This is a genomic window from Spongiivirga citrea, assembly GCF_010671565.1.
In the GTDB taxonomy this organism is placed as follows: Bacteria; Bacteroidota; Bacteroidia; order Flavobacteriales; family Flavobacteriaceae; genus Spongiivirga; species Spongiivirga citrea.
In genome coordinates this window covers 65,637-77,330 of the sequence record NZ_JAABOQ010000007.1, presented here as the reverse complement: position 1 = coordinate 77,330, position 11,694 = coordinate 65,637, and the positions used below count along the sequence as shown (strand labels likewise).

Sequence of the window (11,694 nt, the reverse complement as noted above, 5' to 3'; positions counted from 1 at the left end):
TATTTAAAAACTACAAATCTTATTTAACGAAAATATTAATAGCTGAGACAGCATAAAACGTAATAAATATCGTAAATTCATTCTTCGTATAAAAGTATGCTTTTATGCGAAGAAAGCGAATCAATGCATCTAAAAGATAGTTTTAACAGATCGATTAATTACGTGCGTATCGGGGTTACTGATCGATGTAATCTGCGCTGTTTTTATTGCATGCCTAAAGAAGGAATCCCTTATGAGCCAAGCGCCCAGTTGTTGAGTTATGAGGAGATCACTAGATTACTTCATGTTCTCGGAAACCTTGGTTTTAATAAGGTGCGATTCACAGGCGGTGAGCCTTTTTTACGAAGGGATTTCATGACTCTTTTAGAGCAAACACATGCTCTGAATCAGTATTCAGATATCAGGATTACGACCAATGGGACGCTAATGATCAAGCATATTCCCAAGTTAAAAGAAATGGGAATTACCAAGCTTAATTTAAGCTTAGATTCATTAGATGAAAAGCGATTTAAAGAAATTACCCGAAGAGATGATTTTAGTAAGGTAATGAACACTTTTGATACATTGTTAAAGGAAGGTTTTGACTTAAAAATAAATGCAGTGGTCATGCATGGTGTCAATACTGATGATATTTTGCCGCTGGTTAATCTTGCAGAAAAGAACCCAGTTTCTGTTCGATTTATTGAAGAAATGCCTTTTAATGGCGGATATAAAAAGAATGAAACCATTTTTACGGCATCGGATATTTACAATACCATTTTAGATACATATCCCAGTTTTGAAAAGAAGTCGGGGAAACATGGGGATACTGCTACAAATTATTCAATAAAAGATTTTAAAGGTGATGTGGGAATTATTCCGGCATTTTCACGAACTTTTTGTAACACCTGCAACAGACTTCGCATTACTGCAAAAGGAGAAATAAAAAGCTGTTTGTATGACAGCGGGGTTTTTAATATTCGCGATTTTATGCGATCGGGAGTTACCGATAAGCAATTAAAGGAAAAGTTCTTCGAGATTGTAAAACTGAAGCCAGAAAACGGTTTTGTTGCCGAGGATAACGCGAAAAAATCTTCGTCAAAAGAAAGCATGAGTGTAATAGGAGGCTAGTGCGATATGGAACGATCATTTATAAGCTATACAGAGGCATTAGACGTAATTGCTGATCATCAAAAAAGTTTCGCGGTAATCACAGTTCCAATTGTTGATGTAGGAGGTCATTTTCTGGCAGAAGATTTAATTGCTGATCGAGACTTTCCACCATATAACAGGGTCGCGATGGATGGAATAGCGATTAATCATAGCTCATTTGCAAGAGGAGTACGGTCCTTTCCTATTGAAAAGACAGTAGGAGCAGGTGCACCGCAAGTCGCTCTTGAAGATGTTAATAATTGTATTGAGATCATGACGGGCGGTATTCTCCCTAAAAATGTAGATACCGTAATCCGATATGAGGATTTGACCATAGAAAATGGGACTGCTGCTATCAATCTAGAGGAAGTTACTCGAAGGAAGAATATTCATTTTAAAGGAATGGATATTGCTCAGGGCACCATCATTAAAAAGGCTGGTGGGCGATTGTCAAGTGCTGAAATTAATGTAGCCGCATCAATAGGTAAGCATGAGTTGAAGGTATATAAAATGCCAAAAGCTGCCATTATTTCAACAGGAGATGAATTGGTTGATGTTCATGAAACGCCATTAGCACATCAGATAAGAAGGTCTAATGTGTACGGTATTAAAAATACGTTGCAGGAGTGGGGTATAAATTCAGATCTTAAGCATATCCCTGATGATAAAAATGAGATGGAGGTTATTATTGATAACCTCTTAAAAGACTATGATTTTTTAGTAATTACGGGGGGTGTTTCAAAAGGAAAATATGATTATTTACCTGATGTTCTTAAAAATCTTGGCGTTGTAAAACAGTTTCATAAAATTAAACAAAAGCCAGGAAAACCTTTTTGGTTTGGAGTATCAAATGAAGGAAAACCGGTGTTTGCATTGCCTGGAAATCCGGTTTCATCCTTTGTTTGTACTTATATTTATATTAGGCATTGGCTGCGGAGTTCTTTAAAAATGGATACTAATTTTACCTATGTTACTTTGGCTGAAGATATCCTATTTAAACCTGAACTCACTTTTTTTATAGAGTCCAAGATTAAGAATTTGGATAATGGAACTATAGTAGCCACAGCTGTATTTGGAAATGGCTCAGGTGATTTTATTAATTTGGTGAATACTGATGGGTTTTTAATACTTCCACCAGAGAAAGAAGTATTTAAGAAAGGAGAGGTATATCCTTTTGTGTATTATCGAAATGAAATTTAGTTAAAATGAATATACTGTTATTTGGTATAGCGAAAGATATTGTAGGAGAATCGGTATTAACTATTGAAGGAGAATTACAGCCACCTAAAACTGTAGGTGAGCTTAAAAATTACATCGTTCAACTACATCCTAAGTTTGGTGAACTGTCATCATTAGCTATTGCGGTTAACAGCAATTATGCAAATGATAGCATGAAAGTGAATGATGGTGATGAAATCGCAATAATTCCACCAGTAAGTGGAGGTTAGTATGAAAATTGATATTCAAATAGTATCGAAGATTGATACGACTATAGCATACGAGAAGCTTTCACATCCTGAAAGCGGTGGTGTTTGCGTGTTTATAGGTAGTGTCCGCAATGTGACTCAAAATGAAAAGGTAGAAGCCTTAGATTTTGAAGCTTATGAAAAAATGGCGATCAAAGAAATGGAAACAATTGCCAACGATGCATTAAAAAAATGGAAATTAAATAAAGTAATCATGCATCATGTTGTTGGGAAAAAGCAAATTGAAGATCCTGTAGTAATGGTTGGGGCATCATCTGCACATCGCGATGCTTGTTTTGAAGCCTGCAGGTATTTAATTGATACTTTAAAAGAGCGTGTGCCTATCTGGAAGAAGGAGTTTTTTGAAAATAAAACGGTGTGGGTGTCATCGCACCCCTAGAAGTATGAACAAGAAATTATCACATATAGATAAATCAGGAAATGCCAGCATGGTTGATGTTTCGAATAAAGAAATATCGACCAGAGTTGCATTAGCCTCGGGAAGAGTATTGTTTCCAGCTGAGGTATTTTCCACTTTGCAGGAACAGGAGTTTCTTAGCAAGAAAGGCAGTATTACTCAAACAGCTATTATTGCAGGAATTCAAGCCGTTAAACGCACTGCTGATCTGATTCCACTGTGTCATCAGTTGCCATTATCTAAAATCAATATTGAAATAGTCCCAATAGCTAATGGCTTGCAAATTAGCTGTGAGGTAAAATGCAATGAGCGAACCGGAGTGGAAATGGAAGCCTTAACTGGAGTTTCTGTTGCTGCATTGACAATTTATGATATGTGCAAGGCCCTTTCACATGATATCAAGATATCAGATATTCAATTAGATAAAAAAACAGGTGGCAAATCTGATTTTTCGCGTTAGCACATCATGGAGAAGGATCGATACATACGACAGACTACTTTGGTAAATTTTGGTCAAGAGGGGCAAGATAAACTCCAATTTTCAAAAATTTTAATTGTTGGTGCTGGTGGTTTAGGTGTTCCTGTCCTGCAATATTTAAATGCGATGGGTGTCGGTACAATCGGATTGATAGATAATGACGTGGTGAGCTTGAGTAATCTTCATAGACAAGTCCTATATACCGAAGCTGACATCGGAAAATCAAAGGTTCAGGTAGCCATTGAAAAATTGAAGGCGCAGAACAGCAATACGAATTTTGAAGGCTATGAAGCATTTTTAGATGCTACAAACGCGTTTGAAATCATTAAAAAATATGACCTTATAGTTGATGCTTCTGATAATTTTCCAACCCGCTATTTGGTAAATGATGCCTGTGTGATGCTCAAAAAACCATTTGTTTATGGCGCACTGCATAGTTTTGAGGGGCATGTAAGTGTCTTCAATTACAACAGTGGACCGACTTATCGGTGTTTGTTCCCTAATATACCAAAAGCTGATGAAATTCCTAATTGTAATGAACAAGGAGTGCTAGGCATACTACCAGGAATTATAGGCAATTTACAGGCGTTAGAAGCAGCAAAAATACTTGCTGAAATTGGGAATGTGCTTTCGGGAAAACTCCTAGTTTTTAATGCGCTCGATCAGCAGTACCATAAATTCAATATAGAAACTGTTCAGGATAATCTAGAAATCGGCAAACTTCAAGATTCCTATGAATTGGCATGTGATGTTGCGTTGGAAAGTATTGAATCGGGTGCTTTTCTAAAGTTACTGAAAAATGAAAATATTCAATGTGTCGATGTGCGTACAGAAGAGGAATATGATGATTTTCATTATCAAAACACTATTCATATTCCTTTAAACCGGATTGAAGAAAAACAAGATTTAATTGATTTTAAAAAACCAGTTTATTGCCTTTGTCAATCAGGAATCAGAAGCCAAAAAGCCATTCAGCAACTAAAAACCTCACATCCTGATGCGAAATTGATTAATGTCGAAGGTGGATATAATATATTGAAAAGCCAAGTGTCAGGTCGGGTGATTTCGACGAAGGAGAAATAGTATCGAGACCCTTGCTGATATGTAAGTTTTCTAAATTAGGAGTGATCTGGATACATTTTTTATTTCCTTATCAGTCATTAAAAAAAACACTCGATTTGACATGTAAACTAGAAGTTATAAATCAACTTTTAACTCAAGATTAATTATGAAAAAGCTATTTATTTTATTCATTACGGTGGTGTCACTGTCACTCCTTAGCTGTTGGCAAGAATCTGGTATTACTCTTATAAACGATATATCTGTTTTTGAAGAGGTGATACAGCAAGAAGGAATTCAACTTGTCGATGTACGGAGGACTGAGGAATTTAAGAAAGGAAGAATTGGAAATGCCCAACATATAGATTTTTTACAAGAGGCCAGTTTTCTTACAAAAATAGAAGAGTTGGATAAAAACAAGCCAGTATATCTTTATTGTCATTCAGGCAATCGAAGTAATAAAGCGGCACATCTTTTAATTGAAAAAGGTTTCAAGCATGTTTTTGATTTTTCGCCAGGTTATAAAGGTTGGTCGGCTGCAAAGGCGAAAAAATAAATTGTATGACACCTCTTACAGCGTAACCTTTTTTAAGGGACTGAGATAATTCCGAACTGATTGGAATAACTAAAGTATTCCATACCAATTTAGTACAAGCCAAAATCGTTTTCTAGATTCATTATTTAAAAAAGAATCGATTCGAGAATCTAAACCAATTTCGAGCCGGTTATTTTTGGTAATGCGATACCCTAATGCAGGAACTAATCTTATTTCTAGATCCTGCTCATCGCTTTGAAAACTCACTAGGTATTCGTTATTTAATTTAAGATAGAACTCTTTTTCATCAACGGCCAAACCCGATAGAGGTATTTCCGGGGCAATGCGATATCGAATACGAGTCTCAGGAGCATAATTTTTATTCAAAGTCAAGTCCGCACGAAACCGATGTGATAAACGAAAGCTATTGTAGTGGCTAACTATGGTAAATTGCTCAATAAATCGATGCGATGTACTACCCTTTTCAAACCGTACTAGGTAACCAGATGCAAGGGAATTATTTAATCCTGTTTTTTTGGCCGCAATTACTGATAAGTCAGTTAATAAGTATTCATATCCCTCTTCAATATTCAGTTTGTTACGAGCGAATTGTTGACGCCCTGTTACATTGAAATTTAGTTTCCAATCCTTTGCTAATCCTTTTCTTAAATTAATTGCCGATAGTGAACCAAATTGATTGTTTTGTCCTTTAAGAAAGCTACAAATAAATAGGAGCAATAGGACGGTAACGTATTTTCTGCTGATAATAAAAGAACTCATTAATACTCTAGATTATCAGAATTTCTAAAAATAATTTTTGATTTACGCTCTAAATCACCTGTATGCGAGAACAAAAACTCATATAAATGGACACCAGATTCATTTTTAGCCTTTATTACGATCTCGTATTTTTTTATTATTGATTTCTCCTTCGATAGCACCAAATAGTCTCGAATATCTTCCGGGTTTCCTGAATATTGAAGTTGTGTTTTTTTTATTCGATGTCGCTTATAATTGGATGTTAGATGATCAATAATTTGCAATTTGACTGGAGCAGGAATTGATTTAAAATCGATATCTATTTCTAAATCTTCTAAAGCCCCGTTTTTATCAAACTCAATGCTATATAGCCCTTTTTTTGTTTTGGTTTTTGCTTCAATAGTCATTGCAGTCAAACTTTCTTCCGCAAACCACTTTATCTTATTTACAAAGTTGAATGAAGCCACATAATCCAATGCTTTTTTGGGTATTTGTTGTTCGTTTAATCGATATTCCTTTTCTAACTTATCCTGAGATAGGAGAATGTAAGTGTTAAGAAGTAAAAAAATGAGGTAATAATATCTTCGAGATTTCAAGACTATAATAAATGAGTTGTTTAGGTAAAAATAACAATGATTTTTTGATAAAAGAAGACCAAGTACAGTCCGCTGGCGCACTTGGTCTTTCTTAGGCCAATTTAATTGCACTGGCTTGGATAAGAACCTTACTCAAAACTATATTGAGAACTGTACTTCGTGAATTGTAGCTTAATTTGTCTATTTTTAGATTGACTTATGAAAACAATTTCTGATGCTATCTCGGCACTTATTCCCTATGCGGAGTGGATCATGCTAATTTTTGTAGTAGGTGGAGGCTTGTATCTCGCCATTCATTCTCGATTACTGCCATATCGTTACTTTAGGCATGCTATCAATATTACAAGAGGGAAGTATGATGACCCTAACGATCCTGGAGAAGTAATTCATATTCAAGCTTTATCGGCTGCAGTGGCAGCAACTGTAGGGTTAGGAAATATCTCTGGAGTTGCTATCGCAATTTATAAAGGTGGACCTGGTGTAATTTTTTGGATATGGATTACTGCAATTATTGGAATGTGTGTTAAATTTTACTCATGTAGTCTTGCGGTAATGTATCGGGAAAATGATGAAGAAAAAGGTATTCTATCTGGACCCATGCACTATATTACTTTAGGAATTGGTAAGAAGGCGAGACCACTTGCAGTGTTTTTCTGTGTCGCCGGTCTTATTGGTTTTTTAGCGGTTTTCACCACTAATCAATTCACTCAAACTTTTATGAACGTAGTGAAACCCGATAGCACCATTGCCAGTATTGGAGATGCAAACTGGAAATGGATTGTAGGCTTGTGTTGTGCTGGAGCCACTTCGTTTGTGGTTTTCGGTGGTTTAAAAAAAATTACAAAGGTTACCACTGCAATAGTACCTTTTATGGTAATGCTATATTTAATTGCTGTACTAATTATTATGGCATTCAATGTAGATAAAATTTTGCCTTCGCTTCAGTTAATAATTACTGAAGCATTTAACTTAAACACTATGATTCAAGGTGGTTTTTGGGGAATGGTCATTCTGGGAGTTCGCCGGGCAGTTTTTAGTAATGAATCTGGTTTAGGTAGTGCACCTATGTATCACGGACAATCAAAAACAGATGAGCCAGTAAAAGAAGGTTTGGTAGCAATGCTAGGCCCATTTATTGATACAATTGTGGTATGTACGCTTACTGCCATAGTGATTATTTCAAGCGGCGCATATTTAGAAGCAGAAAGTAATGGAATTTTAATGACCTTAATCGCATTTAAGAAATCGCTATTTGGTTATGGCGACGTGTTATTAATGATCATCGTAAGTTCGTTTGCCTTATCTACCATGTTTACCTATTCGTATTACGGCACAAAATGTCTTTCGTTTTTATTCAAAACAAATATGTCAAAAGCGTACAACATTTTTTATGTTATAACAATCATTTGGGCAGCGGGAGCTTCTGTCGATTTTGTACTGAATTTAATAGATCTTTCGTATGCACTAATGTGCATTCCTAATATGATAGCGGTTATTTATTTAGCTCCTAGAATCACTAAAAGAATGAAAGCGTATACCAATACATTAAGGCAAAACAAGGTGAGGGCATCTTAGTATAAGTGCCTAGGAATGAATTAGAAAAAGAACTTAATTAACCACCTAATTTTTCAATGTCATCAAGAATGCGATAGGCATTTTGAGATTTTTGAGTACTCATATCACGATTGATTCTAGAAAAGGCAATAGCCTCTTTCATCAATGCTTTATAGCGCTTTAATAATCGTTCTTTTCTGCGGGCTTTGTTTTTGTCCAAAGTCATCGTCAGTAGTTTTAATACTTTAAAATTACAAAATTATTTGTCACGTTTACAGGTGATTATACAAAATAGAAGGTTAAATATTTATTAAGCGTATTTTTGTGGCATGGCACACAAAGCAGGTTTTGTAAATATTATAGGGAATCCTAATGTCGGAAAATCGACATTTATGAATGCGATGATGGGCGAAAAATTATCCATAATTACCTCTAAAGCGCAGACTACTAGACATCGCATTTTGGGAATTCTAAACGGTGATGATTTTCAAATGGTACTCTCAGATACTCCTGGAATTATTAAGCCGGCCTATGAGCTTCAGCAATCGATGATGCAATTTGTAAAATCGGCTTTTGAAGATGCCGATGTGTTAGTGTATATGGTTGAAGTAGGTGAGAAAGAATTGAAGGATGAACAATTCTTCAAAAAGATAACTAATACCAAGATTCCTGTTCTTTTATTGCTTAACAAAATTGATACTACAGATCAAGAGTTCCTTGATGCTCATATTGACCTATGGCAAGAAAAAGTTCCGAATGCCCAAATTTATGCCATTTCAGCTCTTGAGAATTTTGGAGTGGAAGAAGTAGTTCAGAAAATAATAAGCTTATTGCCAGAGTCACCACCTTTTTACCCAAAAGATCAGTTAACCGATAAGCCTGAGCGTTTTTTTGTAAATGAAGCAATACGCGAAAAAATCCTTATTAATTACAAGAAAGAAATTCCATATTCGGTTGAGGTAGATACGGAGGAGTTTATTGAAGATGATAAGATCATAAAAATAAGATCGGTCATTATGGTCGAACGAGATACCCAAAAGGGAATTATCATCGGACATAAAGGATCTATGCTCAAAAAAGTAGGTTCACAAGCCCGTGAGGATCTTGAGCAATTTTTCGGAAAGAAGATTCATTTGGAATTATATGTAAAAGTGAATAAAAACTGGCGTAGTAATCAAAATCAATTAAGACGATTTGGATATAATCAATAGTATCTAGATTACTTGCTCATTACTTTTTAAGTGAAGTTTTAGCGTATTCATCATAAATTCATGCAATAAATTCATTTGCTCCTTACCTTTTGCTTTACCAATTCTTCCGAAAATATAAAGTATAATCCAAAAAAGAATCATCACAAAACAAACTACTAGTTGCGGGAAGTAGGAGAATTTTAGACTCCAGTTACTATATGCCCAAATTCCAAAAATGATGAACAAAGTGCCAATGCCAAAGTGAAGAAATATAAAAAAGGTCCATAAGGTGGGATTCGGGCCAAAAAGGCCATATAACTTACTACCATTATTTTCAGTTTTATTAATTTCTAAATGGAGCTGAGGAGACCAAAAATGAGCCTCTTCCTCATTCATTTTTATAAATACATGATCGTCAATTCTCTTTAGTAGAAAACGAGATTTTTCATCCTTATCGCCTTCAAAAAGCGCTAGTAGCTCTTCCTTAGGGTGATCAAGTTCCATTTGAAACCTTGGTCTTAGTGCAATCTCATTGTTTGAAACTTGCATATACTGAGTGTTATTAAACCTTTAAAGTACCATTAATAGCCAACTCAAAAACTGAGTTTTATCATAATATGATCATTTAATTCATTTTTACTAATTCTTTTTTCCTTGATTGTTTCAACTATCTTTGCGCAAAATTTACAGTAAATGAGCATTGTAGCTATCGTAGGAAGACCTAACGTAGGAAAGTCCACACTTTTTAACCGATTAATTCAGCGTCGTGAGGCGATTGTTGATTCGGTTAGTGGTGTTACCCGTGATCGGCACTACGGTAAATCTGATTGGAATGGTAAGGAATTCACCTTAATTGATACTGGTGGATATGTCATAGGATCTGACGATGAATTTGAAGAAGAGATCGATAAGCAGGTTGAACTGGCAATCGAAGAAGCCGATGTGATCATTTTTATGGTCGATGTAGAAACCGGTATAACGGGAATGGACGAAGATGTTGCCAATTTATTGAGAAAAGCTAAAAAGCCGGTTTTTTTAGCTGTAAATAAGGTTGACAATAGCAAGCGAGCAGGTGATGCTGTCGAATTTTATAATCTAGGTTTAGGTGAGATTTATACTATTGCTAGTACAAATGGAAGTGGGACAGGCGATCTTTTAGATGCCGTAATTGAAAAAATTCCTGACACACAAGAAGAGGATGATGAAGAACTGCCTCGTTTTGCAGTGGTAGGAAGGCCTAATGCAGGTAAGTCATCTTTTATAAATGCGCTGATAGGGCAAGATCGATTTGTTGTTACCGACATTGCTGGAACCACGCGAGATAGTATTGACACAAAATATAATCGTTTCGGATTTGACTTCAAGTTAGTCGACACCGCAGGAATAAGACGAAAGAGTAAGGTAAAAGAAGACCTAGAGTTTTACTCTGTAATGAGAAGTATCAGGGCAATTGAACATGCAGATGTGTGTTTATTAGTATTAGATGCTACACGAGGTTTTGACGGGCAGGTACAGAACATATTTTGGTTAGCGCAACGAAATCGAAAAGGGGTAGTTATTCTGGTCAATAAATGGGATTTAGTAGAAAAGGATAATCATAGTACCAAGGAATTCGAGAGAATGATTCGTAAGGAGTGTGAACCGTTTACTGATGTGCCTATCATATTTATTTCAGCCCTCACCAAGCAACGAATCTTCAAAGCGATTGAAACTGCTGTTGAGGTTTATAAAAACCGTTCAAAACGCATACCGACAAGTAAGTTAAATGATATATTACTTCCTATTATTGAAAATAGGCCTCCACCGGCTTATAAAGGGAAGTATGTTAAGATAAAGTTTATTACTCAATTACCTACCAAACAACCACAGTTTGCTTTTTTCTGCAACCTGCCGCAATATGTTAAAGAACCCTACAAGCGTTTTCTTGAGAATCAGCTTCGGGAGCATTTTGATTTTCATGGTGTGCCGATTGATGTGTACATGCGTAAAAAGTAATTTTAACAATAATATAGGTTCGTAGGAGTTTATAAATTGGTACGCTTATTGCTTAATTTTACGGTATGAAGTATTTATTAATATTTTGTTTTTGTCTAGGTCTACAGGCGCAGGACGCTAATCCTTTATTACAATATCAAAAAGGAAAACGCCTAGTTATACTGCTTACTAAAAGTGTTACTTCAACAGACTACAACGCGCAGTTAAATTCATTTAATGATTTTAAAAAGGAAATGCGTGAGCGTGACGTGGTTCTTTTTACTTTGGAACAAGGACGGCTGGTAAATCATAAACGAGGTAAAGAGTACCAAGTAGATGAAGCCTCAGTTCGAAAAGCGTATAAATTATCAAAAGCTTTTAATGGCATTATCTTAATTGGAAAAGACACCCGCATTAAAATGTCTGAACCCTTTGGCGTATTACCCGATCGCATTTTCAGTAGTATTGATAAAATGCCAATGCGAAAGCGCGAGATGCGGAAAGGAGAATAGAAATTATTGTTTAGATTTCTAA

General features: G+C 35.6%; 15 protein-coding genes. 11 read left to right on the top strand and 4 right to left on the bottom strand.

Going from position 1 to position 11,694, the window contains the following annotated elements; genetic code table 11:
* Positions 1-123: 123 nt before the first annotated feature.
* From moaA to GWK10_RS16130, 7 genes are all read left to right on the top strand, one after another.
* Complete coding sequence (moaA, locus tag GWK10_RS16160; protein ID WP_164033440.1) at positions 124-1,110, top strand: GTP 3',8-cyclase MoaA; 987 nt, start codon at positions 124-126, stop codon at positions 1,108-1,110.
* Between the two features lie 6 nt (positions 1,111-1,116).
* Positions 1,117-2,331 carry a molybdopterin molybdotransferase MoeA gene (locus GWK10_RS16155; RefSeq protein ID WP_164033439.1) on the top strand — a complete coding sequence of 405 codons (1,215 nt, stop codon included), beginning with the start codon at positions 1,117-1,119 and terminating at the stop codon, positions 2,329-2,331.
* 5 nt (positions 2,332-2,336) lie between these two features.
* Positions 2,337-2,579, top strand: a complete 243-nt coding sequence (locus tag GWK10_RS16150; RefSeq protein ID WP_164033438.1) for a MoaD/ThiS family protein — start codon at positions 2,337-2,339, stop codon at positions 2,577-2,579.
* A 1-nt stretch (position 2,580) separates the two neighbouring features.
* Positions 2,581-2,997 carry a molybdenum cofactor biosynthesis protein MoaE gene (locus GWK10_RS16145; protein ID WP_164033437.1) on the top strand — a complete coding sequence of 139 codons (417 nt, stop codon included), beginning with the start codon at positions 2,581-2,583 and terminating at the stop codon, positions 2,995-2,997.
* A 4-nt stretch (positions 2,998-3,001) separates the two neighbouring features.
* Entirely contained in the window at positions 3,002-3,475 is a 474-nt protein-coding gene (gene moaC / locus GWK10_RS16140) for a cyclic pyranopterin monophosphate synthase MoaC (RefSeq protein WP_164033436.1), read from the top strand.
* A 6-nt stretch (positions 3,476-3,481) separates the two neighbouring features.
* Positions 3,482-4,576, top strand: coding sequence for a HesA/MoeB/ThiF family protein (locus GWK10_RS16135; RefSeq protein ID WP_164033435.1), 1,095 nt, complete (start codon positions 3,482-3,484; stop codon positions 4,574-4,576).
* Positions 4,577-4,721: 145 nt separating this feature from the next.
* Entirely contained in the window at positions 4,722-5,108 is a 387-nt protein-coding gene (locus GWK10_RS16130) for a rhodanese-like domain-containing protein (RefSeq protein WP_164033434.1), read from the top strand.
* A 69-nt stretch (positions 5,109-5,177) separates the two neighbouring features.
* On the opposite strand, the gene GWK10_RS16125 is transcribed toward GWK10_RS16130, so the two are convergent.
* Positions 5,178-5,867 carry a DUF2490 domain-containing protein gene (locus tag GWK10_RS16125; RefSeq protein ID WP_164033433.1) on the bottom strand — a complete coding sequence of 230 codons (690 nt, stop codon included), beginning with the start codon at positions 5,865-5,867 and terminating at the stop codon, positions 5,178-5,180.
* The gene (locus GWK10_RS16120; protein WP_164033432.1) at positions 5,867-6,442 is read right to left on the bottom strand and encodes a hypothetical protein; all 576 of its coding nucleotides are present in this window, start codon (positions 6,440-6,442) and stop codon (positions 5,867-5,869) included. The genes GWK10_RS16125 and GWK10_RS16120 overlap by 1 nt, the downstream gene beginning before the upstream one ends.
* A 198-nt stretch (positions 6,443-6,640) precedes the next feature.
* Here GWK10_RS16120 and GWK10_RS16115 point away from each other — a divergent pair, with 198 nt between their 5' ends.
* Positions 6,641-8,017: an alanine/glycine:cation symporter family protein gene (locus tag GWK10_RS16115; RefSeq protein ID WP_164033431.1), complete on the top strand. Its 1,377-nt coding sequence runs from the start codon at positions 6,641-6,643 to the stop codon at positions 8,015-8,017.
* A 37-nt stretch (positions 8,018-8,054) separates the two neighbouring features.
* On the opposite strand, the gene GWK10_RS16110 is transcribed toward GWK10_RS16115, so the two are convergent.
* Positions 8,055-8,222, bottom strand: a complete 168-nt coding sequence (locus tag GWK10_RS16110; protein WP_164033430.1) for a Lacal_2735 family protein — start codon at positions 8,220-8,222, stop codon at positions 8,055-8,057.
* Between the two features lie 103 nt (positions 8,223-8,325).
* Between GWK10_RS16110 and era the strand changes: the two genes are divergently transcribed.
* Positions 8,326-9,207: a GTPase Era gene (era, locus tag GWK10_RS16105; protein ID WP_164033429.1), complete on the top strand. Its 882-nt coding sequence runs from the start codon at positions 8,326-8,328 to the stop codon at positions 9,205-9,207.
* 3 nt (positions 9,208-9,210) lie between these two features.
* On the opposite strand, the gene GWK10_RS16100 is transcribed toward era, so the two are convergent.
* The gene (locus GWK10_RS16100) at positions 9,211-9,735 is read right to left on the bottom strand and encodes a GTP-binding protein (RefSeq protein ID WP_164033428.1); all 525 of its coding nucleotides are present in this window, start codon (positions 9,733-9,735) and stop codon (positions 9,211-9,213) included.
* Positions 9,736-9,879: 144 nt separating this feature from the next.
* Between GWK10_RS16100 and der the strand changes: the two genes are divergently transcribed.
* Complete coding sequence (der, locus tag GWK10_RS16095) at positions 9,880-11,181, top strand: ribosome biogenesis GTPase Der (protein ID WP_164033427.1); 1,302 nt, start codon at positions 9,880-9,882, stop codon at positions 11,179-11,181.
* Positions 11,182-11,246: 65 nt separating this feature from the next.
* Complete coding sequence (locus GWK10_RS16090; protein WP_164033426.1) at positions 11,247-11,672, top strand: DUF4174 domain-containing protein; 426 nt, start codon at positions 11,247-11,249, stop codon at positions 11,670-11,672.
* Positions 11,673-11,694: the final 22 nt, after the last annotated feature.